This window comes from Halomonas terrestris (assembly GCF_049166755.1).
Lineage (GTDB): Bacteria > Pseudomonadota > Gammaproteobacteria > Pseudomonadales > Halomonadaceae > Halomonas.
On sequence record NZ_JBMHFZ010000022.1, the window covers coordinates 1 to 21,455 of the forward strand.

Below are 21,455 nucleotides of genomic sequence, written 5' to 3' on the forward strand. Positions count from 1 at the left end.
TCGCCTTGTCATCGGCGTTGTCGAGGGTCTGGGGCGCGAGTTGCATCTGATAGTCGGCGGACATGGTGTGTGCCTCCTTCGTGGTCGTGTGTACTGCCATTGGGCCATTTATGGACTTATCGGTCCATAAATGGCGAGAAAAAGGGATCGTTCAGCGTCGCAGGCCGTCCAGGAGCAGCTCTACCGCCTGCTCGGCCTGCCCGGCATCTGCCCCGCTCTTCAACAGGGTCCTGAGCCCGGCCATGCTCATCGTCAGGTAGCTGGCCAGGGCTGCTGCATCCCGTTCCGGGGCGATGTCTCCCTCCGCCTGGGCCCGCGTCACAGCCTGCTGGAACAGGGCCGTGATGGCGGCAATGCTCTGGCGGGCATGCTGCGAGGGCAGGCCATTATGTTGGCCGAGTTCGCTGGCGGAGTTGAAGATCAGGCACCCCAAGGCAGCGCGGTCGCTGCCCGCTTCCTGTGCCGTCTCGCGAAACAGCGTCTCGAGAAAGGCCATGGCCGAGGGGGCGGCCTCGAGGCGGCGTACCAGACGTCCCAGCAGGGACTCGCGATAGCGCCTCAGGGCCTCGAGGAACAGCTGTTCCTTGTTGCCGAAGGCCTGATAGAGACTGCTGCGCGAGAGATGCATGGCCTCGAGCAGGTCCCGGGTCGAGGCGCTCTCGTAGCCTCGCGCCCAGAAGACCTGCATGGCGGCGTTGGCAGCCTCGTCCGGGCTGTATGAGATGGGGCGTCCTCGTGTCATGTCGACCAATTTAGTATCGATCGTTCCATAATTCAAGTCGCGACAGATCGGGTTCCGCTTGCTATCGCTGTAAGGAGCGTGTCGCGGCGTCGACAGAGCAACGTTGGCGAGATGGTTCGGCGAGCGGCTCTCGCCGCTAGACGCCGAGGCGGCGAGTTGGCTGCCGCGACTAGCGGTACTGCGTGAGTCAGGCGGCTATGCCCTGGCCACCGATGACCAACTGCTGGCATCGCGGCTGACGCTGGCACAACTGGGCCCGGTATTGACGGCGCACCTGGTTCGCCAGGCCGCGATGCCCGGCCGACCGGTGGTCAACGCGGCCCTGCTGCTGAGGTCAGGGCCAGGGGCGCCGGATACCGCGTCGCTGGCCGAATGGCTGGTCACCCGGATAGACATCGCCCCTTCGGTCAACCCTCCCGCCATGGCGAGGGGGTAACAGGGGCATGAGCAACCGGTGATGCCCCCGGCATCGCCGTTGAAGAAGCCGGCCACGGGCCGGCGTCACGGCAAGACGACATGCCTGGCATGTCGCCCACCCTGTATCAAGGAGGTCATGATCATGACACTGCAAGATGAGAAGCGCCGTAGCCTGCTGAGTCGCCTCAGCCGTCAGCTGGGTTACACGGCACCGGCACTCGCCCTGGTCGCCAGCGGAGTGGCCTTCCAGGCCGTGGCCGGCGAGACGTCCCCCGAGCTGAGCTATACCAATGGCCAGGAGGCTCCCTTGATGCTTGCCGAGGCCCACGCCGAGGGTGGCGCCGAGGGTGGCGCCGAGGGTGGCGCCGAGGGTGGCGCCGAGGGTGGCGCCGAGGGTGGCGCCGAGGCCGAAGGTGAGGCCGAGGGTGAGGCCGAGGGCGAAGGTGAGGCAGAAGGCGAGGGGTGAGCCCTTCCTTCCCCATCAGCGGGAGACCAGGTCCGTCACCACGGTGGCGGCCTGGCTTCTTCCCTCTGCTGCTTCAGGCGATCCCCCTGACGTAACCCACAGTGGAACCCACAGGACATCCGTCATGACATCACGTCTCTCCCGGCCGTCTCCCGACACCGCGCGTCTCGTCGAGGAGAACCTGCTGACCCTTGCCCAGCTTAGAAGCCTGGTCGCGGGCCTTGCCCCCGAGCGCTACCGGCAGGCATTCGGCGAGTACGGGCGCCACACCCTGGGCAAGCATGTGCGTCACATCATCGATCATTACGATGCCCTCCTCGACGGCCTCGATCGAGGAGAGGAGGTCATCGACTACGAACAGCGCCGACGCGACGAGGCCCTCGAGCAATGGCCGCAGCAGGCCGCAAGCCATCTGGCCGGCATCGAATCAAGGTTGTCGGCGCCGGACTGTGAGCCGTGGTCGGCCGCGCTGACCCTGGCCTATCCCCTGGACGACGAGAGGCTCTCCCTGGCGTCGAGCCTCAACCGAGAGCTTGCCTTCCTGACCAGCCACAGCATTCACCACATGGCGATCATTGCCCTCTTGGCCGAACAGTCGGGTATCCACCTGCCCGAGTCGTTCGGGGTGCATCCCTCCACTCTTCGGCACTGGCAGCGGGCACCCGAGGAGCAGGCGCCACTCTCGCGGAGGAGTGCCTGATGAAGCGCATGATACTGGCGAGCTGGCTGCTGGTGCTGATCGTGGCGGCCCCCGTGAGCGCCGAACCCCGTTGGCCCGACCAGGGCTGGCAGGTCATGCCCACCTCGTTTGGCTACGATGAACTGCTTGAGGACCTGCGGGAGGCGGTCGAGGCCGAGGGCATGTTCGTGGTCACCGAGGCGGGGCCCACCGAGGCCGCCGCGAACCGCGGGGTCACCATCCCCGGCAACCGGGTCGTCGGCGTGTTTCGCAACGACTATGCGGTTCAGATCCTGAGACTGAGCGTCCCGGCGATGATCGAGGCCCCCATGCGCTTCTATGTCACCGAAAATGATGATGGCAGCGCCACCCTCTCCTGGAAGACGCCGTCGCATCTGCTCGAGCCCTACGTGGACGCGGCCGGCGAGGAACTGGAAACGGTGGGCCGCGAGCTCGACACCCTGTTCGCTGCCATTGCCAAGCGTGCCACCGAGGAGTCGGAGTAGCCCCGGACACGCCTAACCGGCTCATTCGGAGGCCCACATGTCTCGCGAATCCGCGGTTCAGCACCCGCTCCCCTCCCGGGAGGCGACGCTGATCGAGGCGCTGCTGATGATGATGGCAGTGGTGCCGGTCATGCTTTCCGCCTACGTCAGCCTGGCGACCGGTGATGGACAATGGTTCCAGCGTTCCGGCGCCTTGATGGTGCTGTTCTCCATCGGCGTCGAGTACCACCGCAAGCATCTGTTGCGCTGTCTCGAGTTGGGTACCCATTCATGGCTGACCGCCTCCAGCCGCCCGGCCAGGCTGGTCTCGTACTTCTGGCGCGCCGTTCCCTTCATCTGCTACCTCTCCATCGTGGTCGGCACCCTGATCTGGAGCTATGGCGACCTGCTGTTTGCCTGGTAGGTCCGGCATCCTGTTGTAAGGACATGCCTACCTCCAAGACCAAGAATCTGCGGTGCATTGATAACCCATGTTGGACGCACCGAACCCACCCGAGAATGTCGAGGAGAAGAGATGAGCAAGACGCTAAGCCTGCTGTTGTTACGGGTATCGCTGGGCGGGTTGTTGCTGGTGTGGGGGGTCAACAAGATCGTCAATACCGACCACAGCCAGGCCATTGCCGACAACTTCTATTTCGGATTTCTCTCGACCGAGGTCCTGCTGCCACTGGCGGGTGTCGGCCAGATGCTGGTCGGCCTGCTGGTGGTCATCGGCCTGGCACGCCGCTGGACCTACCCGCTGCAGCTGCTACTGAACGGTGCGTCGCTGGTGGCCGTCAGTGCCTCGGTCATTGATCCTTGGGGATGGTACCTGGAGGGTACCAATGCCTTGTTCTACCCCTCCTTGATCATCTTCGCCGCGAGTCTTGCCGTGATGGCCTTCCGGGAAGAGGACCGGCTCTCCCTGGATGCCGCCAGACAACGCCCTGGCCCGGTCAGCTGGGAAGCACGTCGTCGCTGTAGCTGATGAGTGGCGATACCCGGCCACCGGTCGGGTATCGCCGTCCGGGTTCAAGGACAGTCGGGCGGTTCGGAACTCGCGGAAAATGCCAGATGCGTGAACCAGGCCGTGGCATCCACCCCGGCATTGTCACCGTCGCTCATCAGGGCAAGGCCATCGATGTGGTCCGGTCGGGTCCCGAAGAGTCGCTGATAGTCCTCGCGGACATCCCGAACTTCCGCCACCCATTCGCCTACGCGGGCCTCGCCACTCTGCAGGGCCAGCAACTGGGCGCGTGAGGTAAAGGCATTGGGCCAGTCCGACCCTGCCGGCTGGCTCGAGGCCCACACGTAGTTCACCGACTCGACCTGCCAGGGCAGCAACCCCGTCTTGCGGGCCACATAGACCCTGGCCGGGTAATCGTCACCCGACTTTCGTGTCTCGTCGAGCCCCTCATGTATGCCTGATACCTGCCAGCACCAATGCAGGTAGGGCGTCTTGCCAAGGTCGATCTGGCGTTCCAGGTATTTCGCCGAGGCCTGTTGCCGGGCGCTGGCCTGGAGGAGCCGCATGCCATCCCGTTCGATGACCCGGTACTGGGTCTCGCCCTCGAAATTTCGTGTCGGCCAGGCGTGAATATCATCCGGCGAGAACGCCAGGTCATCTGCTGCGATGACTGGTCCTGCGACCAGTGTCGTCAACGTTAGCAGGCCGAAGAGGGAAAAGGGTCTGGTCATGGGGAAATAACTCCCTTTATATCAAGCGCCCTGGGTAGGGTCGGTGGTGTCTCTAATATCTTATGACGTCATCACATCAACAGGGTTTCGGCATGTAATGAAGATAAGCGGGGTTTTGTCGTGATAGAGCTGGATCCATCTCCTCGTTACTTCATTAAGTGATAAGGTTCTTCCAATTTTCTTTCATTGATATCGTCTCTTTTTTTGGATGTGTCGTAAGGATAGTGACTTCCAATACACCAAGTATCAAGACCTGATTAAAGGTCTTTTACTAGCCGAGAGTCACGAGGTGTAGCCATGAAAATTCGAGTCATAACGTTGGCCATGATGGCCCTGATGCTGAGTGCCGGCCCCCTGATGGCGATGGATTCCGAGTATCTGGAGAAGCGTCGTCAGGCGTTGAAGGAGAGAAGTGGAAGCGTGTCCATTCAGGAGGAGAACTCCATTGACCAGCGGCGCAGCAGGGATGTGAGTCAGCGTGGAGAAGGGCAGCTTCGGCGGGGTGATGACGAATGGCAGCAGACGCGAGAAGCCCTGCGCTACTGGTGGAACTGATCCCCCTACCCTGGAGCGACTGAACCCGGACCTGATCTCTCAGGCCCGGGTTTCTTGCCTTGTGCGTGGGTCTTGCCCATCCTGACAGGGCATTTGCTGGAAGTGAGGAGGTTCCATGGGCAAGACGCTGATCTGGACGGCCATGGCCATGTTCGTGGCCATGCCGCTGGTGGTGCAGGCGGAAGAGCACGGGGTGAGGCACCTGCAGTCGAGCGACGATATCGATCGCGTCGAGGAGCGGCTTCGTGCCGCCCTCGAGGACAAGGGGCTGACCCTGATGACCGTTGTCGATCACACCGCCAATGCGGAGGGCGTGGGGCTCTCGTTGCCGGCGACCCGTACCTTCATCTTCGGCAATCCGCAGGTAGGTACGCCGATGATGCAGTGCCAGGGGAGCATGGCGCTGGACCTGCCCCAGAAGATGGTGGTGCGGGAGACGGACGAAGGCGTCAGGCTGGAGTGGAATTCGCCACACTACCTGGCCGAGCGCCACTCCCTGGAGGAATGCGACCTGCCTCTGGACAAGGTCGCCGGTGTGCTGGAGGGCGTGGCAAACGCTGCCGCAGGCCAGTGAAGTCAAGGCTATGAAGGAGTGACGGGCCTTCAGTGCCCGTCATCGTCCTGCTCGGAGTCATGCTCCGGGCCGAATCGCCTGCCGGCCTCATGAAGCAGCGTGAACTGTCTGTCGCATTCTCGGCAGGCGCCGCACATGGAAAGGTGTAGCCTCAGGGAAACCCGTTCCTGGAAGGTGAGAGGGCGGTCCTGCTTGAGGGACATCAGGCGGGTCGCTTCCTTGCACATCATCATGCCGATTCCTCCTCAAGCCAGCCATTCTCGATGCAGGCCCTGAGTCGCAGCCGGGCGCGATGCAGTATCACCCAGCAGTTGTTCTCCTTGATGTCCAGCTCCTTGCAGATATCATCGGTGGAGAGTCCCATCAGCTCGCGCAGGGAAAACACCCTGGCGGCATTGTCCGGCAGGGCGATCATGCAGGCATCGAAGACCTGCCAGAAGTGCTCGGTCTCGAAGGCTGCCTCGGGCTCTCCCCAGCTGGAAGGGCGGGCACTCTGCTGCCAGCGGCCATTCTGCTGGAATTGTCGGTCAATGGCGTCGTCATCGTCCTCATCCTCGAGAGGCTGCCAGCGGCCATGACGTTTCTGCACGCGCATGGCGTCGAGGATCTTGTACTTGAGGATGCCGAAGACCCAGGTCTCGTAGCCGGATCGCCCGGCGAAGCTTTCATTCTTTTCGATGGCGGACATCATCGCCTCCTGCACGGCATCCTCGGCCTGGCTTCGATCACGCAAGTGCATGAGAGCGAAGGAGACCAGGCGTGGTCTGACGGCCGTAAGCCGTTGTAGCCTATCGTCTTTTTCGTTCATCTAGGAGACCCTCTTTCCCTGTGCCGATGCCTGGACCAGATTCAGGCAAAGTCTAGCAGCTAGTATAAGCCAGGGTACAGGGTCTCCCGAGTCAGTCGTTCAGGCTCGGATTTCCTTACAGGATTCGCAAGGTTTTCGGTAGGAAAGCGGACATTAGTGTCATTGGGAAATTTGCTGATTTTTTCTTGTAAATAATGTCGGATATTCGATACCAAATAGCAAGACTCCGTGAGCCAAGGGGTGTCCTAAAACCCCTGGCTGTCAATGCCTTTTTTTCCTATGGCAGGGGTCTTTACGCTATTGATATGGATGAGGAGGAAACGGCATGAAGACGTCAATAAAGTTCGCTTCGCTCGTAGTATCAGTGATGATGGGGGCGCTTGGTGCCACGGCATACGCGATGGAAGTGCCACGGGATGGTTCTGCCGAGCGGCAGACCTATCGAGACGTCCCCGGCATGGAAGTGCATCACTATCCTTTTGTCGTGGGCAGCGAGGCTCGCTGGGAGGTGAGAAGCGAGAGTCCCCAATTCCTGGGTAGTCATGTCTGGCTTCTGTCCAGATTGCTCGACGGCGATGGCAACGTCGTAGCCACGGGCAGAAACCATGGGGGCGGATTCGTCATCGAGAAGACCCTGAGTGAGGGTGATTATATGCTCGAGGTGAGGAGTCGGTTCCTGGGGGCGAGTCATGAGAATAGCCGGCGATACGCGATCAGGATGATGACGTTCTAGGCTCCGATGGAGGTCAGGTAGAGGCGATCCTGCAAATGGGTCCCTCCACCTGTCCTGTCGGGTAGGGTGATGGGGCCTGGGGCGTCCGGTCATGCATAGAGGCCGCCTGTCATCGTGAGCAGGTTGGAGCGATTCGCCAGTCGGTCAAGATCCTCAGGCCGGTCCACATCCCAGAGCCGGGCGGGGCAGGCCAGCCGCCAGCCCAACTCGTCGGCGCGGTCGCGTGTCTGTGCCATGACGCGGTTCGTGCCCCAGTCGATGGCAGTGAAGAGGCGGCGGTCGGCGCGTCGGACCCCGACCAGCGCATAGCCGCCATCCTCCACCGGCAGGAAGACCGCATCGGCGTCCGTCAGGGCGGCCTGGCAGCGCCCGAGCAGCGCCGGGGTGAGCGCCGGGCAGTCACTGCCGATCAGCACTCCCGGTGCGTCCATGGCCTGCAGGGCTTGGTGCATGCGCTCCCCCAGGTCGCCCTCTGGCTGGGCGCGAAGCTTCAGGCCATGCCGGTCGGCCAGTTCCCGGAACAATGGATGGGCATGATCCAGTGTTGTCCACAGGGTGATGTACTGCGGCGAGGTCGCCGCAAGGGCTGTCGCCACCGCATGGAGAAGCAGTCGCTCGTGCAGCCGGCAGGCGCCCTCGGCGCCCAGGGCCGGTATCAGGCGCGTCTTCACCTGTCCGGGAATCGGTGCCTTGGCCAGTATCGCCAGGGGAAAGGTCCCGTGCGCATCAGCGGACATGGCGATACGCCCGGGCCAGGTCATCCGCCGTCACTCCTCGCCAGTAGCGCCAGCGCAATCGCCACATCAGGCGGATGGTGGTCCAGGCGCCCTGTTGGTCCCAGCGCCGGCCACTGCTGGCCACCTTCTCCGTCAAGCAGGCGGGAGGCGATTGCCGCTTGAGTCGCCGTGACATCTCGATGTCCTCCATCAGCGGTTGGTCGGGAAAGCCGCCCGCGGCGACAAAGGCCTCCCGGGTCATGAACAGGCCCTGGTCGCCGGTGGCGATGCCTGTCAGGCGGGAGCGCAGGTTCATGGCGCCGGAGATCACGGGTAGCAGCGGATGACGCCCTTTCAGACGCACATCGAAGCGCCCCCAGCAGTGTTCACCCGAGAGGGCCGAAGCAATCAATCGAACGGCGTCTCGCGGGAGTCGCGTATCGGCATGCAGGAACAGCAGGTGATGTCCGCTGGCCACGCGTGCTCCGGCATTCATCTGCCGGGCCCGTCCGGGTTCGCTGACGATCACCATTGATGCAAGGGGGCGTGCCTGGGCCACTGTATCGTCGAGGCTGCCCCCGTCCACGACCACGGTCTCCACGCGGTCGGCTTCCCATGGCGACAGGCGAGTCAGCAACTCCTCGATGGTGGTCGCTTCTTCCAGGGTCGGGACGATGATGCTGAGCCTCGGCGTTCCCGGCATGCCGACGGTCCTCCTGGTGCGTGGATCGGTGCAGTGATGCCTTGGGTCGGATCATCCGCCCCGGCCTTACAACATGGCGGTGGGTGCCGGTCCTGTAAGGCGTCCTTGAACGATACGACAGAAACGCAGAGCCGATAGGCTGGTGGTGTTGGCCGATGAGTCCGCAGGGCGGAGGAGGTGAGCGATGAATGGGTCGCGCAGTATCCTGGTGACACTGACCGCGTTACTGCTCTCTGCGTCACCGGCCATGGCGGGGGTGCCCACCGTCGTGCCTCCCGAGGTACCCGTGGCCCATACCCTCGAGGCCTTCCGCCAGGCGGTGCGTTCGGGTGGCCCGGGCAAGGATGGCATTCCCTCCATCGATCGGCCCCGCTTTCACTCGGCTGACGCCGCGGATGCGATGCTCGATGATCACGACAAGGTCGTCGGCCTCTATCTGGACGGCGAGGCGCGTGCCTATCCCCAGCGCATCCTGGTATGGCATGAGATCGTCAACGATGAGCTCCAGGGCAAGCCCGTCAGCATCACCTACTGCCCCCTGACGGGGACCGCACTGGGCTTTCATCGCGGGGATACCGAACTGGGCGTGTCCGGCCGGCTGGTGAACAGCAACCTGGTCATGTACGACCGCGCCACCGACAGCGAATGGCCTCAGATGCTCGGTGTGGCCATCGATGGCCCCCTGGCGGGACAGGGTCTCGAGGAGGTTCGGGTCATCTGGACCACCTGGGGGGCCTGGAAGGCTCGCTACCCCGAAACCCGCGCACTCTCCCCCGAGACGGGGCATGTGCGCAACTATCGACGCGACCCCTACGGAAGCTATAACCCGATGAGCGGCTACTACCTGCCGGAGAGTTCCCGTCTGTTCCCGGTGATGGCGGAAAGCCAGCGCCTGCCGCCCAAGGCCGCCGTGCTCGGGTTTCGTACCGCGGCAGGCGCGGCTGCCGTGACCATGCCCGCCTTGCGTGACGAGGCAGTGGTCGATCTGGCCGTGGGGGGCTCCCACTATTCGGTGATCCACGATGCCGAGCTGGATACCGGCTGGGTCGTTCATAACCCGCGGCGTCGCGAGGTCCGTGTCGAGGACCTGCAGTTCGGTCCGCAGGGAGTGAGCGGCGGCGGCACCGAAGGTCTCGCCGCCGTCAATGCCTTCGAGGCCATGTGGTTTGCCTGGAAGGCCTTCTATCCCGATACCCTGCTTTACCAGGGTGAGGAGCAGAGGCCATGAACCCCGTTCGCGCCCTGTGGCAGAGTCTGTGTCATTGGCCGCTGGGCCAGGGGCTGGTCGCGGCCGTGGCACTGGTCTATGGCGGGCTCTATCTCTGGTTGACCGGAGATCTGGGCGGCGGGGGAGGCGGCGGCCTGCAGGCGACCTTCCCGGCCTGGGAGCGTGTCTGGGAGGCACGTGGCCCCTTCCATTTCGAACCGGTCGGGCTGATCGAGGCCGGTCCCCTCGTATGGACCTTCAGCCCGGTCAATACCCTGGTGGCATGGGGGCTGGGCCTGTTGCTGGGTACCAACCTGGTCCTGGCATGGAGGCTACGCCGGGTGTCTCGTGCCTGTGGGTGGCAGGCCTCGGGCAGCACCTTCCTGTCGAGCCTGCCGGCCCTGTTGGCAGGAAGCGCCTGCTGCGCGCCGCTGGTACTGATCTGGCTCGGCCTGCCGCTGGCCGGGGCCCTGGCATCGATAACCCCCTGGCTCATCCCGCTGGCAACACTGCTGCTGCTGGCGAGCCTCGCCTACCTGGCCATGGCCCTGGCGTCATCCATCCCCTGAATCGCCGGAGGGACCCCACGATGTCCAACATGCTCGAGCGATGCGGTTATGGGCTCGGGTGCTGGCTCTCCTGCCCCAGACCCTGGCTCAGCCCTCAGTTACCCGTCGACGAGGGCGTGCAGGCCTGTCTCGAGCCCGGTGATGTCCTGCTGGTGGAGGGTTCCTCGAGGATTAGCACGGTGATCAAGTACCTGACGCAGTCCACCTGGTCCCATGCCGCCCTCTATGTCGGCGAAAGCGGCTGTCCCGGGTCGCCAGCCTCGGTACAGGGCGGTGGTTTTGTCGAGGCGGACCTCGCGGAGGGAGTGCGCGTGGTGGGGTTCGAGGAGTTCGAGGGCTATCCGCTGCGCATCTGCCGTCCGGTAGGCCTGGGGCGTCAGGATCTCGAGCGGTTGATCGCCTTTGCCTGCGGGCGCGTGGGTCACCGCTACGACCTGCGCAACATCCTCGACCTGGCCCGTTACCTGCTGCCCTTGCCCCCCGTGCCCACGCCCTGGCGACGACACATGCTCGGGCTGGGCAGCGGCGATCCGACCCGGGCCATCTGTTCGACCCTGATCGCCGAGGCCTTCCAGTCGATTCGCTATCCGATCCTGCCGATCCCCGTGGCGGGCGAGGCGAAAATGTTCCAGCGTCGCCACCATACGCTGTTCACCCCCCGCGATTTCGATCTTTCCCCCTGGTTCGAGGTCGTCAAGCCCGGGCTGATAGCGGGGTTCGACCCCCATGAGCTGCACTGGCAGGAACCGGCCTGAGCCCGTCTCGGGTCAGGGGGCCCAGAGGCTCAGTGGGACAGTTCGATCACCCGCCCACCGGCATTCTCGGCGTCTTCACCATCGTGAGTCACCAGCAGGCTGGGCAGGCCGGCCTCGCGCAGGCGGCCGAACACCAGCCGGCGCATCTCATGGCGCAGGTGGGTATCGAGCTTCGAGAAGGGTTCGTCGAGCAGCACCGCACAGGGGGCCGACAGCAGCAGGCGCATCAGCGCCACCCGGGCCTTCTGGCCGCCGGAGAGGGTGGCCGGGTCCCGGTCGCCGAACCCGGCGAGGCCGATGTTTGCCAGGGCCTTGTCGACCCGCGCGGCCTTGTCGGTAGTGTCCCTGGGCATGCCGAAGCGCAGGTTGCCGGCTACCGAGAGGTGGGGGAAGAGCAGCGGATCCTGGAACAGCAGGCCGATGCCGCGCCGCTCGGCCGGCAAGCCGCTGATGTCGTGGCCGTCGAGCAGCACCTGGCCTCCGGCCCGGAACTCGGGCGCCAGGAAGCCGGCGAGATAGGCGAGCAGGGTCGACTTGCCCGAGCCGGAGGGTCCCATGACGGTGAGGACCTTGCCGGGGCCGATCTCGGCATCGAGCTCCACCAGGACCTGGTCGCCCAGCTGGATGCAGATATCACGAAGTTCGAGTCGATGGGTGGCGTTCATGGGGCTCCTTGCATGCCGCGCCGCCTCGACCATAGCAACCTGGGCAGGCCGACGGCGAGGATGAAACCCGCCAGGGGCAGGCAGGCCTGGACCAATGCCCAGACACCGATCACCCGGCGATTGCCGCCGGCGGCCAGCGAGACGGCCTCGGTGGTCACCCGTCCTCCCCCCAGCAGCTGGGTGGGCAGGTACTGGCCGATGCTGACCGCCAGCCCCACGGCCAGGGCGGTGAGCGTCGGGGCCAGCAGCATCGGCAGGCGTACCCGCCAGAAGGCACCGTTACGCGAGGCGCCCAGCGTCCCGGGATGACACTGACTAGAAGCCCGCCACGCTGCAGCGTCGGACAGAGCGGGAGGATGCCTTGCAGCAACGGGGCATGGCCACCTTGGCTGGCCCGGTCGAAGCAGGCCGCCTGATAGTCCAGGTTGGTGGAGGGGTCGAGTCCCATCTGGCTATGCTTGGGTAATCGCGCCACCCAGTCGATCTGTTCCCCCTCGAGTCTCACATGGTGGTGGGCAACCCCCGCATAGCCCATCGGGTGCATGGCACAGATGTCCTGGTTATGACCGGCTTGGTGCAGGGTAAGGGGCAGAGATCCGGTCGGGCCGGTGACAAAGCGGGGCGAACGGCGATATCCGGCATGACGCTACTCGGGTGATGTGGTTGCAATTGATGATGGAGGGTCGCTCTGCGCAAGGCGTTCCTTACATTTCGACGGCTCCCCGATGATCTGCTGCCTGTCGGCCGGCTGTAAGCCTGGGGCATTGTCATCGACATAGGGGAACCGTTGTTGCGACACGGTGGAGCGAGGGCCGGATCCCTCCTGGATGGACACAAGCGAAGGTGAACAATATGTCACAACATGACGATAAACGCCGCAAGCTCCTGGGCCGCCTGAATCGGCAACTGGCCTACACGGCCCCGCTGCTTGCCCTGGTGGCGGGGGGCGCCGTCCTTCAGGCCTCGGCAGGCGATGACGCGGCCGTTGCCGATCTTGCCTCGCCCTCAGATGCGTCCTTGATGCTGGCCAGCAACCACGCAGAGGGGGCCGCCGAGGCCCAGGGCGAGGCAGAGGGTGAAGCCGAAGGTGAAGCCGAAGGTGAAGCCGAAGGTGAAGCCGAAGGTGAAGCCGAAGGTGAAGCCGAAGGTGAGGCCGAGGGAGGCGATAGCGCCGCGGTGGCAAGGCCCGAGGGGTATTCGCCGGCCTACAGCGAGACCGGCGACAATCCCGGGGAAATGCTGGCCCGCGGCGAAGAACTCTATTACGACACCTCCTTGAGCAGCAATGGCCTTGCCTGCGCGAGCTGCCACGGCAGTGACGGTCAGGACATGGGCTACAACCCGACATTCGAACAGCCCTTCCCCCATCAGGTGGCGATGGCTGCCAACCAGTTCGGCATGTCGGAAGTGCACGCCGACGAGATGGTGCAGATTTGCATGGTGGCGCCGATGGCGGCCGAGCCTCTCGAGTGGGGCGGCGAGGCGCTGACGTCCCTGGCGGCCTACATGGTGGAGGTGCAGAAGCGCGTCGCCGGAGAACCGCATGACCTCTGAGCCTGGCTGCGGCGCTGAACGCGCTCACCGCTTCTCTCTTCCATTAGCCCTCTGCCATCCTCCGGGTCCGCCAGCTGGCGGACCTGGTTGCCTGCAACGATCACATCTCCTTCCCTTCGACCGGAGGCAGGCTGTTGCAGCCCACAGGTCCACTGCAATATTTGATGATCCCAAGGGCTTACTTAATCGCCAGGAAGGTTGATAGTTCGACGCCATAGTTTGGCTCAGGCTCGGGCAGTCCCATGCCGTAGGCCATGGTTGCCTTACTAAAGAATGGGGGTTCCTTGGCCAGCCCCGTGGCGTCACTGAGTCAGCTGTTTAGGACTGGCTCCACTTCCGTAAGCTCCCCAGCATGTGCATGCAGCTTCTCCGCGTGGTCCTCATCCAAGGTAGCAAACAGCGGCCGTGCGTATGCCCGAGCCCTGGATACCAAACAGCGGATTGGTCGGCAGCCGGACCAAGGAGAAGGCGATAATGGCCCTGGTCATGGCCTCGATAATCGACAGCAGCACTCCCGGGAGCAGCCCAAAGGCAGTCCGGTCGCGGCGGTCACCGGCGTGGAGGGAATCGGGCCCACCACCACCGCCAGCATCATCAACAGCAGGAGCAGCAGGGGCCCCAGACTGCCTTGGCTATTGAACCATTCGGCGATGCCGGAGGGGGAGAAGCTCATAGGCAGGCCCAGTCCCTGGAGTAGCCACCAGATGCCGGCCATGATGGTCGTCACCGTGGCGATGAGTCCGGCCCTGAAGACCCAGACGGCGGGGGGGGACACGGTGTCGGTGTCCTTGGTCGTAGCGTCAGCTTATTTGCCCATGGGAAAGGCGATGGCAGCGCTGAAGCAGGATGGCCACTCAGGGGGCTTTGGGTGAAACAAGCAGGCTGCAGCTAGTATCGCGGATCAGCGCCAGTAAAAAGTCGAAACTGGTCAGGACTTCGATTGGATATTGTCCCCTCCCTGCTTCCCAGCACCCTGGGCTGTCTTACCACCACCGTCTCCGATGCCTCTTGCGAGCTCGCTGCCGACCTTCATTCCTGCCCATCCCAACACAGCCACCCATAGCGTCGGCAGCATCAGAAACATCATCCCCTCCACGAACTGCAGCACCATGCGGTCATAGAGGTTGTTGGCGGCGGAAAGCCAGCTCATCTTGGCGGCGTCGCTGCGGTAAAGCAGGTCCACCAGGTTCGAGTTGATCCAGCGGGCGAGCTCCCACCAGAAGGTCAGGAACCACATGGCGAAGAGCCCAAAGGTGGCCATGCCAGCGACCTTGAAGCTGTAGCTGGAGATGACCATCACAAACGGCAGGCAGATGATGATGGCCATCACCAGGATGCCCTGCACCATCGGCAGTGCCTGCTTGAGCATGTCCATGCCGGCCTGGAAGGGCAGGATCGACAGGGTGCCGCCCACCATGGCGCCGGCGGTGACGGTGGCGTCCCAGAAGCCTCCCCCGTCCAGGCCCCGAAATCCCACCACAGCCTGATCCAGGTTGCCGCTGGCCGCGCCCGAACGGGGGCTGACCAGGCGCCGAATCACGTAGTCCTCGGCGTCGCTGCTGGTGAAGACGCTGCGGAAGTCGTCCCAGAACCAGGGGCTCACCTCTTCGTGCAGCCGGGCCCTCAGGCCTACGTTCTCCGCTGACCACCACTCCTGGCAGGAGGGGTAGCCCGGCATCCCGGGGCCAGTGTTGGGTCGGGAGACGTCACGGTCGGCATCGTAGGGGAAACCGGCGATGGGCCGTCCCGCGTAGAAGCTGTCGTAGTAGCCGGGCGTGGTCTGGAAGTAGTTGGAGCCGATCCAGTCCACGTCCATGGCGCGGGTCGCCTCGATGGTGTCGCCCTCTTGCAGCAGCCGATTGCGCGCCGGACCGAAGCACTGGCGCTGGAACTCCCCAACCTCCTGTTGCAGCCCCGGGTCTTCGATGCTGTGCAGGTCCAGCTCCATGCGGATCGACTCGAAATCGGTCGAGCAGGGAATGGCGTGAACGGCCGCCGCAGTCACCCCATGCGAGACGGCATGCACACCCGCCCACCACAGCGGCATCCTGGCCTGCTGGCCACCGATAGCGTTCTCGGTCGCGCCGAACGCCCCCTCGGACCAGCCGCCGGAGGCGAACTGGCGGGTGCCGCACTCCAGCGACCGGCTCTCGTCGATGTCGGCGGTGGCCAGCTGGACCTGCAGCAGTGGCAGGCAAGTGAAGGCGTAGGCCATGATCATGGCGTAGAGCCGGGTCTCGATGCGGTTGACTGTCAGGATGCCCTTGGTGCCCGCCTCGTCGCCCTCTTGGCGGGCCTTGAACCACTCGGAAAGCACTAGGGTGATGAACGGCACCGCGGCGATGCCGGTGCTCACCATGACGTTCCAGATGGCGTTGTTGATAATCCAGCCCAGCAGCGTCATAGCGTTGGCGAAGTAGTCGAACACCACCAGTGGGGCAGTGAGCAGGCCTCCCATCAGGCACCTCCCAGCTGGTTGATCAGGTTGGTAACCTCCAGCAGCACCAGGATGCCCATGGTCATCAGCTCGAGCCGCCTCAGCTTAGCGAGCGCCTGCCGCCCGTCGTCATAATCTCGGCGCAACCGTGCCACCGCCCGGGGGCGCACCTTGCGCCACCAGACCAGAGCCAGTGCGGCGTAGAGATTCAGCCGCCAGGCCAGCAGCCACGGCCAGGCGGCCTGCCAGACGCTATGGTGGGCCTCGAGCCCTCCCAGCAGCCGCACGCTGACGGCGAGAATGGCGCCGCTCAGCAGGAACATGACGACCAGCACGGCCATGGCGAGCAGCAGCGACGGCCAGCGGGCCGGACTCATCCTGGAGAAAGCGCGTCGAGCCATCACTCGCTGCCCTCCTCGCTTGCTGGGCGCCCACGGCCGTCCAGGGCCGCATCAGGCCGGAAGGTCTCGCCCTGGGAGGCTCCCTGGCCGCGCCGGGCGGCTCGCTCCAGGGCGATGCCGGCAGCGCTGTTGCCAAGCGCCTGGCGGATCTCCATCTCGGAGCGCAGCGACTCGATATCCCGATCCAGGGCCACCAGCTTGCGATCCAGCGCCGACATGCCCTGCTCATTGTCAGCGACCCCCGGGTCACTGCTACCGGCCAGCAGCAGCCGACGCGCCCACAGCGCCTTGGTCAGCGTCCTGGCCAGGGCCATCTCACCGCTCAAGCGGTGAATCAGCAGTGAGGCCTCGGGGTCGGTGCGCAGCGACTCGATCACCCCACGGGAGACGGTCAGGCCGTCACCGGCGGAGACCTGGCGCAGGTTCTCCGGCGTCAGCGGCTCACTGCCGTCGACCAGCCTCAGGAGCTTGCCGTAGACCTCCTGCTGCTCACGCTCCAGCTCGCGCACCAGGCCACTACCAGCCTGAGTCTCGCTGCGCTCGCAGCCGTCGCAGGTGCGAATCGACTGCTCGCCGATCACCGTCTGGGTCCACTTGGCGGCCTCTTCCGGGCTCTGCCAGACCGTGCACATGCCGCCCAGGCAGCTCCCTGTCCCACTGCCTGACCCTGAGCCGCTACCGCTCCCACCGGAAGCCCCGGCCAGCCCACCACCGCCGATCCAGGTGCCCTCGTTGGTGGCCACCGATCCCCAGCCGCCACCGCCTCCGACAATGGGGGCCGTGCTGGTGGTGTCGTCACGGCCGTGCAGCAGGTTGTAACCAGCGCGAGCGGTGTCCTGCACCACGCGAATCGGCGGCTGATCCTGCCCGCCGCGGCGCTGGCCCCCTACCCAGGTCACGCCCTGGTTTCCGCCTGACTGGTCGACCTGCTCCTGAGCCGCGACGACGTCGGCGTTGGACTGCGCTGCGCTCTGCCAGCTCTCGGCCGCAGCCATCTGCTGCCACCCCTGCCCGCTGACCATGTCGGCCATCCGCTCGGACATCTGGCGGCAGGACATGGAGGCGCGGTCGAAGTCGACCCGCCCCTGCAGCACGCCGTTGCTCAGGAGGTCATAGAGGCCCGGGTTGGCCCGCTGGATGACCATGGCGGGCAGCGAAGCCACGGCACCCTGCGCGTTCTGGACCACTGTGCCCATCAGATTCTGGAAGCCGTTGGTGACGCCGTTGAGCTGGTTAGAGACCGTGGCGCCGATATCGAAGTTGCCGCAGGTGGCATTCATGTTCCAGCTAATGCCGATACCCCGGCTATTGGGGTTGTAGCCCCGACCGGCGGAGACGCTGAAGGGTGAGGCCCCGCCGATCTGGTAGTAGAGCGCATCGGCCGACTGAGCCTGGGCTTGTGAAGCGAACAGCCCCATGACCAGGGCGCCGACCAGCGGCGTGACGGTGAAGCGGCGCTTGCGAGATCCTTTCATCGTGCCCTCTCCTTCTAGGGGAATGCGTAGAGCAGGGTCTGGCCGCGGCGCCGGCAGCAGCGATAGGGGCGCCATAGCGACCAGACGTAGTCGCCGCCCGCATCGAGACGATCGGCATAGGTGTCGGTCACTTCGCGGTCTGGCCACACCCGGCAGGCGTTGCTCATGTTGGGCGTCAGTCGCTGCCAGCGATGGGTGGAGGCATCGCCCTCCTTGACCGGCCCAGGTGGCCAGTACCCCTCACGGCTGGATGCCACCAGCGGCGTGTAGACATGGGGCTGCCCGGTGCGGGTGACGATGTCAGCGGAACGCTGGGCTGTGGTCGCCGCGATCTTGTAGTCGTGCACCTGGGTCAGGAAGCCGCTGCGGGGGTAAAGGTTGCCCCACAGGTCACCGGGCTGGCCCAGTTCACGCATGCCGGGCGTCAGCGCCTCGGGGTAGAGTGACTCGGGAAGCCCGCTGCGCCACGCCAGGGCGTCCAGCGTCGAGAGGTGGTAGGGCTGGAAAGGTGATGCTGCCCCAGCACAGGTCATGCCGAAGGCGCTGGCGAAGCTGCTGAAGGCCCCGCCGGCGGGATGGCCGATAGCATCCACATTCTTGAATCGCAGGTGCTCATGGTGAGCTCGGCTGGCATCGGACGTGCTCTGCCCCCCGGCCAGCGCCTCGCCCAGAGGCGGCGACAGTGCCGCCACCTCCCACCAGGGATTATCACCCGTGTTCTCGTAGCTGGAGACCACCAGCTCAGGGATATAGTGACGGACCTGGACCGAGGTGCGGATCGAGCAGCCCGACCAGGAGCAGTTAAGCCAGTCACAAATACCGATGACCTGGTAATCCAGGCACTGGGTGGAGAGCGAAGAGGCGACGATTTCCGGCGTCGTCAGCGCTTGGGCAGGCTTCTCTACTACGCCAAGGCTCAGCACCGCGCCAATCAACAGAGTGCCCAAGGTCCTGGAGCGCATCATGGATGTCTCTCCTGACCCAGCAGGCCGTCAGCCTCGTTCAACGCCTGGGCGACGTCCGGCTGGCCGTAGATCACATAGCGGCCATCGATCACCACGGCGGGGACTTTCTCGACGCCCAGCTGCCAGGCCCTGACCAAGCCGAGATATCTATCGGCATAGCGGTCGGCCGTCTCTTGCCACTCAGCAGTCGCCATGCGCTCGCGCATCAGATCTGACGCAACGTCGCGATCCGCGGGCAGCTCACGCGACAACTCGGCGTCCAGCCGAGCGGGCGCATCGAGCTCGATCACTGCCACGTCCGACGGCACATTGATGACCAGCTCCCCGGCTGTGGTAAAGACTTCAATGGTTGGTTCAGCGAGTGCGGGGCCTGCCAGGCTGGCAGATAGCCCAAAGGCAGCCAGCCAGGGGCGTGAGTGGTGTCTCTCCATGCTTGCCACTCCAGTAGATCAAGGAACTGGCACAGCATTGCTGAGCCCATCAGGGACAGCATCAAGAAATGTTAATTCGGCTGCGAGGTGTTTTCTGTCCCAGCGTTCACAGTCTCAATAGAGACTTCTACTCCTGAAGTCAAAATCATCTTCGTTTAACTGACCAGCAACATTGATTCATGCTAAAACTGCCACCATAATGTTTCCCAACATTCACCCAACGCAAGGAAAATCATGTCCATTCTCAGCACCTATATGCAGAAGGAACAGCAGCTCAAGCAGCTTCAGGAAGAGCTGGACAGGCTGAAGAACGACGATCGCCTAAAGACCGAGCTGGATTTCAAGAACCACCTCGAAGACCTAATGCGCGAGTTCGACAAGTCCGCTGCCGACGTCATCAAGCTGCTGGACCCCACCCAGACCGCTGACAAGAGCTCCAGCAGCACCAAGAGCAGCGGCCGCGCCAAGCGCAAGCTGAAAATCTACAAGAACCCGAACACCGGCGAAGTCGTCGAGACCCGCGGCGGCAACCAGAAGACGCTGAAGGCTTGGAAGGAAGAGCACGGCGCTGAAACCGTAGAGGGGTGGCTAGTTAGGACTGAGGACTAAGATATTTATTAACCTGTCTGCCATCGATATGGCAGGCAGGCCGCTATCGGCCGAGGCTGTGTGAAAACGTGGCTGCCGCTATACTCTATCCGTGACAGCTCGTGGAGGTGCCGATGAAGCGCTTCGTTGCAGGTGAGTCCCGGTCTCAAGCCACGTTGTTCCCTGAGCTTCTTGATGATTTTGTCTCGGAGGACAACCCGGTCCGAGCCATCGAGGCCTTCGTTGAGGCCCTTGACCTCAGACAACTCGGTTTCAAGGGTGTCGATCCCCATGCTACCGGCCGGCCCGCCTATCACCCCGCTGTACTCCTGAAAATCTACCTCTACGGCTACCTCAATCGTGTCCAATCCAGCCGCCGCTTGGAGCGGGAGGCGCAGCGCAATGTCGAGCTGATGTGGCTGACAGAGCGCCTGGCACCGGACTTCAAGACAATTGCCGATTTTCGAAAGCACAACGGCAAGGCGATCCGTGCCACCTGCCGAGACTTTGTCGTGCTCTGCCGGCGTCTTGGGCTTTTCACACAAGCGATCGTGGCCATCGACGGGAGTAAGTTCAAGGCGGTCAACAACCGTGACCGCAACTTTACGTTTGCCAAGATGAAACGGCGCGCAGAGGAGATCGAGAAGAGCATCGAGCGTTACCTACGACAACTCGACTCAGCTGACCAAGGCGACCCCGCTGTCACAGAGGCGCAGACAGCAAAGCTGAAGGAAAAGATCGCCGCCCTCACCGAGGAAGTGCAGAAACTGCAAGCCATTGAAATACAAAGAACCCAGGCACCTGACCAGCAGGTCTCGTTGACGGATCCCGATTCCCGCTCCATGACGACGCGAGGCACCGGGGTAGTGGGGTATAACGTACAGACGGCTGTAGATAACCGGCATCACTTGATCATCGCCCATGAGGTCACCAACGTTGGTAGTGACCGCAGTCAACTTTCCAGGATGGCCAATCAGGCGCGTGATGCCAGCGGCATCGAAGATCTCACCGTCGTGGCTGATCGCGGTTACTTTAAGGGAGAAGAGATTCTCGAGTGCCACAAGGCCGGTATCACCATCTATCTCCCCAAACCGAAAACCTCACCGAGCCAGGCCAAGGGAATGTTTCCCAGAGAGGCATTTCTCTTCATCCCCGAAAGCAACGAATATCGCTGCCCTGCGGGAGAACGACTTATCTGGCGTTTCAAGAGCGTCGAAAAGGGTCAGACGCTGCATTGCTACTGGAGTTCAGCCTGCCCAAACTGCACGATGAAAGGGCAATGTACCACTGGTAAACATCGGCGTATCAAACGCTGGGAGCATGAGGATGTGCTTGAGGCGGTACAGTCTAGGCTGGACCAGAAACCGGAGATGATGCGTCTTAGACGCCAGACAGTCGAGCACCCGTTCGGCACACTGAAGGCCTGGATGGGATCGACGCATTTTCTGACCAAGAGCCTCAAGAACGTCAGCACGGAAATGAGCCTTCACGTGCTGGCCTACAACATGAAACGCGTCTTGAAGATCCTCGGCACCAAGGGGTTGATTCAGGCGATGCGGGCATAGTGTGCCTGCCGCTCTCTGTAGCGCCTGTAGCGCCCTATGACTCTCGCCAGGAAAGGTTTCTCGGGGCGCGCGATTTTGAATAACCTCGTATGTGGCGATCACGGAAGTGCTTTGAGACGTCTCGTTGGCCGCTGGGCGTGGCCTGACAGCCGGATGCGGGAACAGGCAACGGCTTTTTGGGTTTTCACACAGCCTCGGCCATAATCGGACTTGGTCTTCGGCACACTACGCGGCTTGTTTTGGCTACATTCCCTGCCTGCCAACTCA

General features: G+C 63.6%; 28 protein-coding genes and 1 pseudogene. 15 read left to right on the plus strand and 14 right to left on the minus strand.

Annotation, left to right across the window (positions count from 1 at the left end):
* Positions 1 to 151: 151 nt before the first annotated feature.
* Entirely contained in the window at positions 152 to 742 is a 591-nt protein-coding gene (locus ACOMD9_RS17385; RefSeq protein WP_421417246.1) for a TetR/AcrR family transcriptional regulator, read from the minus strand.
* Positions 743 to 845: 103 nt separating this feature from the next.
* Here ACOMD9_RS17385 and ACOMD9_RS17390 point away from each other — a divergent pair, with 103 nt between their 5' ends.
* From ACOMD9_RS17390 to ACOMD9_RS17415, 6 genes are all read left to right on the plus strand, one after another.
* Positions 846 to 1,178: a hypothetical protein gene (locus ACOMD9_RS17390; protein WP_421417247.1), complete on the plus strand. Its 333-nt coding sequence runs from the start codon at positions 846 to 848 to the stop codon at positions 1,176 to 1,178.
* A gap of 123 nt (positions 1,179 to 1,301) precedes the next feature.
* A complete protein-coding gene (locus ACOMD9_RS17395; RefSeq protein ID WP_421417248.1) occupies positions 1,302 to 1,625 on the plus strand; it encodes a hypothetical protein in 324 nt (107 codons plus the stop codon).
* A gap of 124 nt (positions 1,626 to 1,749) precedes the next feature.
* Positions 1,750 to 2,325 carry a DinB family protein gene (locus ACOMD9_RS17400; protein ID WP_421417249.1) on the plus strand — a complete coding sequence of 192 codons (576 nt, stop codon included), beginning with the start codon at positions 1,750 to 1,752 and terminating at the stop codon, positions 2,323 to 2,325.
* Entirely contained in the window at positions 2,325 to 2,810 is a 486-nt protein-coding gene (locus ACOMD9_RS17405; protein WP_421417250.1) for a DUF302 domain-containing protein, read from the plus strand. Before ACOMD9_RS17400 ends, ACOMD9_RS17405 begins: the two co-directional genes overlap by 1 nt.
* A gap of 37 nt (positions 2,811 to 2,847) precedes the next feature.
* On the plus strand, positions 2,848 to 3,213 hold the full coding sequence (locus tag ACOMD9_RS17410; RefSeq protein ID WP_421417251.1) for a hypothetical protein: 366 nt from the start codon (positions 2,848 to 2,850) through the stop codon (positions 3,211 to 3,213).
* A gap of 111 nt (positions 3,214 to 3,324) precedes the next feature.
* Positions 3,325 to 3,777 carry a DoxX family membrane protein gene (locus tag ACOMD9_RS17415; RefSeq protein WP_421417252.1) on the plus strand — a complete coding sequence of 151 codons (453 nt, stop codon included), beginning with the start codon at positions 3,325 to 3,327 and terminating at the stop codon, positions 3,775 to 3,777.
* A gap of 44 nt (positions 3,778 to 3,821) precedes the next feature.
* On the opposite strand, the gene ACOMD9_RS17420 is transcribed toward ACOMD9_RS17415, so the two are convergent.
* The gene (locus ACOMD9_RS17420) at positions 3,822 to 4,487 is read right to left on the minus strand and encodes a DUF3047 domain-containing protein (protein WP_421417253.1); all 666 of its coding nucleotides are present in this window, start codon (positions 4,485 to 4,487) and stop codon (positions 3,822 to 3,824) included.
* A gap of 297 nt (positions 4,488 to 4,784) precedes the next feature.
* Here ACOMD9_RS17420 and ACOMD9_RS17425 point away from each other — a divergent pair, with 297 nt between their 5' ends.
* Positions 4,785 to 5,042: a hypothetical protein gene (locus ACOMD9_RS17425; protein WP_421417254.1), complete on the plus strand. Its 258-nt coding sequence runs from the start codon at positions 4,785 to 4,787 to the stop codon at positions 5,040 to 5,042.
* Positions 5,043 to 5,157: 115 nt separating this feature from the next.
* A complete protein-coding gene (locus ACOMD9_RS17430) occupies positions 5,158 to 5,616 on the plus strand; it encodes a DUF302 domain-containing protein (protein ID WP_421417255.1) in 459 nt (152 codons plus the stop codon).
* Between the two features lie 29 nt (positions 5,617 to 5,645).
* Here ACOMD9_RS17430 and ACOMD9_RS17435 read toward each other — a convergent pair whose 3' ends face one another.
* Both ACOMD9_RS17435 and ACOMD9_RS17440 read right to left on the minus strand, forming a co-directional pair.
* Positions 5,646 to 5,849, minus strand: coding sequence for a zf-HC2 domain-containing protein (locus ACOMD9_RS17435; RefSeq protein ID WP_133636492.1), 204 nt, complete (start codon positions 5,847 to 5,849; stop codon positions 5,646 to 5,648).
* The gene (locus tag ACOMD9_RS17440) at positions 5,846 to 6,424 is read right to left on the minus strand and encodes a sigma-70 family RNA polymerase sigma factor (RefSeq protein WP_421417256.1); all 579 of its coding nucleotides are present in this window, start codon (positions 6,422 to 6,424) and stop codon (positions 5,846 to 5,848) included. The genes ACOMD9_RS17435 and ACOMD9_RS17440 overlap by 4 nt, the downstream gene beginning before the upstream one ends.
* 325 nt (positions 6,425 to 6,749) lie before the next feature.
* Here ACOMD9_RS17440 and ACOMD9_RS17445 point away from each other — a divergent pair, with 325 nt between their 5' ends.
* The gene (locus ACOMD9_RS17445) at positions 6,750 to 7,157 is read left to right on the plus strand and encodes a hypothetical protein (RefSeq protein WP_421417257.1); all 408 of its coding nucleotides are present in this window, start codon (positions 6,750 to 6,752) and stop codon (positions 7,155 to 7,157) included.
* An 89-nt stretch (positions 7,158 to 7,246) separates the two neighbouring features.
* Here ACOMD9_RS17445 and ACOMD9_RS17450 read toward each other — a convergent pair whose 3' ends face one another.
* Positions 7,247 to 7,894 (minus strand): TIGR04282 family arsenosugar biosynthesis glycosyltransferase, encoded by a 648-nt coding sequence (locus tag ACOMD9_RS17450; protein ID WP_421417258.1) that lies wholly within the window; start codon positions 7,892 to 7,894, stop codon positions 7,247 to 7,249.
* Complete coding sequence (locus ACOMD9_RS17455) at positions 7,884 to 8,576, minus strand: TIGR04283 family arsenosugar biosynthesis glycosyltransferase (RefSeq protein WP_421417259.1); 693 nt, start codon at positions 8,574 to 8,576, stop codon at positions 7,884 to 7,886. Before ACOMD9_RS17455 ends, ACOMD9_RS17450 begins: the two co-directional genes overlap by 11 nt.
* 184 nt (positions 8,577 to 8,760) lie before the next feature.
* On the opposite strand from ACOMD9_RS17455, the gene ACOMD9_RS17460 reads away from it, so the two are divergent.
* Genes ACOMD9_RS17460 through ACOMD9_RS17470 form a run of 3 tightly spaced genes read left to right on the plus strand, consistent with a single transcriptional unit; the run spans position 8,761 to position 11,107 of the window.
* On the plus strand, positions 8,761 to 9,804 hold the full coding sequence (locus tag ACOMD9_RS17460; RefSeq protein WP_421417260.1) for a DUF3179 domain-containing protein: 1,044 nt from the start codon (positions 8,761 to 8,763) through the stop codon (positions 9,802 to 9,804).
* Positions 9,801 to 10,352, plus strand: a complete 552-nt coding sequence (locus tag ACOMD9_RS17465) for a hypothetical protein (RefSeq protein WP_421417261.1) — start codon at positions 9,801 to 9,803, stop codon at positions 10,350 to 10,352. Before ACOMD9_RS17460 ends, ACOMD9_RS17465 begins: the two co-directional genes overlap by 4 nt.
* Positions 10,353 to 10,381: 29 nt before the next feature.
* Positions 10,382 to 11,107 carry a C40 family peptidase gene (locus ACOMD9_RS17470; protein ID WP_421417262.1) on the plus strand — a complete coding sequence of 242 codons (726 nt, stop codon included), beginning with the start codon at positions 10,382 to 10,384 and terminating at the stop codon, positions 11,105 to 11,107.
* Positions 11,108 to 11,136: 29 nt separating this feature from the next.
* On the opposite strand, the gene ACOMD9_RS17475 is transcribed toward ACOMD9_RS17470, so the two are convergent.
* Both ACOMD9_RS17475 and ACOMD9_RS17480 read right to left on the minus strand, forming a co-directional pair.
* On the minus strand, positions 11,137 to 11,772 hold the full coding sequence (locus ACOMD9_RS17475) for an ATP-binding cassette domain-containing protein (RefSeq protein ID WP_421417263.1): 636 nt from the start codon (positions 11,770 to 11,772) through the stop codon (positions 11,137 to 11,139).
* Positions 11,769 to 12,071 (minus strand): annotated as a pseudogene (locus ACOMD9_RS17480) (ABC transporter permease subunit); the annotation flags it as partial. The pseudogene ACOMD9_RS17480 and the gene ACOMD9_RS17475, both read right to left, overlap by 4 nt.
* A 553-nt stretch (positions 12,072 to 12,624) precedes the next feature.
* On the opposite strand from ACOMD9_RS17480, the gene ACOMD9_RS17485 reads away from it, so the two are divergent.
* Positions 12,625 to 13,326: a hypothetical protein gene (locus tag ACOMD9_RS17485; protein WP_421417264.1), complete on the plus strand. Its 702-nt coding sequence runs from the start codon at positions 12,625 to 12,627 to the stop codon at positions 13,324 to 13,326.
* A gap of 484 nt (positions 13,327 to 13,810) precedes the next feature.
* On the opposite strand, the gene ACOMD9_RS17490 is transcribed toward ACOMD9_RS17485, so the two are convergent.
* The 6 genes from ACOMD9_RS17490 to ACOMD9_RS17515 form a co-directional block, all read right to left on the minus strand.
* Entirely contained in the window at positions 13,811 to 14,101 is a 291-nt protein-coding gene (locus ACOMD9_RS17490) for a hypothetical protein (RefSeq protein WP_421417265.1), read from the minus strand.
* 153 nt (positions 14,102 to 14,254) lie between these two features.
* The gene (locus tag ACOMD9_RS17495; protein ID WP_421417266.1) at positions 14,255 to 15,784 is read right to left on the minus strand and encodes a conjugal transfer protein TraG N-terminal domain-containing protein; all 1,530 of its coding nucleotides are present in this window, start codon (positions 15,782 to 15,784) and stop codon (positions 14,255 to 14,257) included.
* On the minus strand, positions 15,784 to 16,164 hold the full coding sequence (locus ACOMD9_RS17500) for a hypothetical protein (protein ID WP_421417267.1): 381 nt from the start codon (positions 16,162 to 16,164) through the stop codon (positions 15,784 to 15,786). Before ACOMD9_RS17500 ends, ACOMD9_RS17495 begins: the two co-directional genes overlap by 1 nt.
* On the minus strand, positions 16,164 to 17,639 hold the full coding sequence (locus ACOMD9_RS17505) for an integrating conjugative element protein (protein WP_421417268.1): 1,476 nt from the start codon (positions 17,637 to 17,639) through the stop codon (positions 16,164 to 16,166). The genes ACOMD9_RS17500 and ACOMD9_RS17505 overlap by 1 nt, the downstream gene beginning before the upstream one ends.
* A 14-nt stretch (positions 17,640 to 17,653) precedes the next feature.
* A complete protein-coding gene (locus ACOMD9_RS17510) occupies positions 17,654 to 18,604 on the minus strand; it encodes a TIGR03756 family integrating conjugative element protein (protein WP_421417269.1) in 951 nt (316 codons plus the stop codon).
* Entirely contained in the window at positions 18,601 to 19,035 is a 435-nt protein-coding gene (locus ACOMD9_RS17515; protein ID WP_421417270.1) for a TIGR03757 family integrating conjugative element protein, read from the minus strand. Before ACOMD9_RS17515 ends, ACOMD9_RS17510 begins: the two co-directional genes overlap by 4 nt.
* Positions 19,036 to 19,269: 234 nt before the next feature.
* Between ACOMD9_RS17515 and ACOMD9_RS17520 the strand changes: the two genes are divergently transcribed.
* Complete coding sequence (locus ACOMD9_RS17520) at positions 19,270 to 19,644, plus strand: histone-like nucleoid-structuring protein, MvaT/MvaU family (protein WP_183334459.1); 375 nt, start codon at positions 19,270 to 19,272, stop codon at positions 19,642 to 19,644.
* Positions 19,645 to 19,757: 113 nt separating this feature from the next.
* Positions 19,758 to 21,188, plus strand: coding sequence for an IS1182 family transposase (locus ACOMD9_RS17525; RefSeq protein WP_421417271.1), 1,431 nt, complete (start codon positions 19,758 to 19,760; stop codon positions 21,186 to 21,188).
* The last annotated feature ends 267 nt before the right edge of the window (positions 21,189 to 21,455 follow it).

Coding starts and splice junctions, on each gene's coding strand:
- ACOMD9_RS17500 (WP_421417267.1), bottom strand. CDS start 16,164: ATGGCTCGACGCGCTTTCTCCAGGATGAGTCCGGCCCGCTGGCCGTCG.
- ACOMD9_RS17440 (WP_421417256.1), bottom strand. CDS start 6,424: ATGAACGAAAAAGACGATAGGCTACAACGGCTTACGGCCGTCAGACCA.
- ACOMD9_RS17420 (WP_421417253.1), bottom strand. CDS start 4,487: ATGACCAGACCCTTTTCCCTCTTCGGCCTGCTAACGTTGACGACACTG.
- ACOMD9_RS17430 (WP_421417255.1), top strand. CDS start 5,158: ATGGGCAAGACGCTGATCTGGACGGCCATGGCCATGTTCGTGGCCATG.
- ACOMD9_RS17410 (WP_421417251.1), top strand. CDS start 2,848: ATGTCTCGCGAATCCGCGGTTCAGCACCCGCTCCCCTCCCGGGAGGCG.
- ACOMD9_RS17515 (WP_421417270.1), bottom strand. CDS start 19,035: ATGGAGAGACACCACTCACGCCCCTGGCTGGCTGCCTTTGGGCTATCT.
- ACOMD9_RS17505 (WP_421417268.1), bottom strand. CDS start 17,639: ATGAAAGGATCTCGCAAGCGCCGCTTCACCGTCACGCCGCTGGTCGGC.
- ACOMD9_RS17485 (WP_421417264.1), top strand. CDS start 12,625: ATGTCACAACATGACGATAAACGCCGCAAGCTCCTGGGCCGCCTGAAT.
- ACOMD9_RS17510 (WP_421417269.1), bottom strand. CDS start 18,604: ATGATGCGCTCCAGGACCTTGGGCACTCTGTTGATTGGCGCGGTGCTG.
- ACOMD9_RS17415 (WP_421417252.1), top strand. CDS start 3,325: ATGAGCAAGACGCTAAGCCTGCTGTTGTTACGGGTATCGCTGGGCGGG.
- ACOMD9_RS17465 (WP_421417261.1), top strand. CDS start 9,801: ATGAACCCCGTTCGCGCCCTGTGGCAGAGTCTGTGTCATTGGCCGCTG.
- ACOMD9_RS17520 (WP_183334459.1), top strand. CDS start 19,270: ATGTCCATTCTCAGCACCTATATGCAGAAGGAACAGCAGCTCAAGCAG.
- ACOMD9_RS17450 (WP_421417258.1), bottom strand. CDS start 7,894: ATGTCCGCTGATGCGCACGGGACCTTTCCCCTGGCGATACTGGCCAAG.
- ACOMD9_RS17470 (WP_421417262.1), top strand. CDS start 10,382: ATGCTCGAGCGATGCGGTTATGGGCTCGGGTGCTGGCTCTCCTGCCCC.
- ACOMD9_RS17455 (WP_421417259.1), bottom strand. CDS start 8,576: ATGCCGGGAACGCCGAGGCTCAGCATCATCGTCCCGACCCTGGAAGAA.
- ACOMD9_RS17495 (WP_421417266.1), bottom strand. CDS start 15,784: ATGGGAGGCCTGCTCACTGCCCCACTGGTGGTGTTCGACTACTTCGCC.
- ACOMD9_RS17525 (WP_421417271.1), top strand. CDS start 19,758: ATGAAGCGCTTCGTTGCAGGTGAGTCCCGGTCTCAAGCCACGTTGTTC.
- ACOMD9_RS17460 (WP_421417260.1), top strand. CDS start 8,761: ATGAATGGGTCGCGCAGTATCCTGGTGACACTGACCGCGTTACTGCTC.
- ACOMD9_RS17435 (WP_133636492.1), bottom strand. CDS start 5,849: ATGATGATGTGCAAGGAAGCGACCCGCCTGATGTCCCTCAAGCAGGAC.
- ACOMD9_RS17400 (WP_421417249.1), top strand. CDS start 1,750: ATGACATCACGTCTCTCCCGGCCGTCTCCCGACACCGCGCGTCTCGTC.
- ACOMD9_RS17385 (WP_421417246.1), bottom strand. CDS start 742: ATGACACGAGGACGCCCCATCTCATACAGCCCGGACGAGGCTGCCAAC.
- ACOMD9_RS17475 (WP_421417263.1), bottom strand. CDS start 11,772: ATGAACGCCACCCATCGACTCGAACTTCGTGATATCTGCATCCAGCTG.
- ACOMD9_RS17425 (WP_421417254.1), top strand. CDS start 4,785: ATGAAAATTCGAGTCATAACGTTGGCCATGATGGCCCTGATGCTGAGT.
- ACOMD9_RS17405 (WP_421417250.1), top strand. CDS start 2,325: ATGAAGCGCATGATACTGGCGAGCTGGCTGCTGGTGCTGATCGTGGCG.
- ACOMD9_RS17395 (WP_421417248.1), top strand. CDS start 1,302: ATGACACTGCAAGATGAGAAGCGCCGTAGCCTGCTGAGTCGCCTCAGC.
- ACOMD9_RS17445 (WP_421417257.1), top strand. CDS start 6,750: ATGAAGACGTCAATAAAGTTCGCTTCGCTCGTAGTATCAGTGATGATG.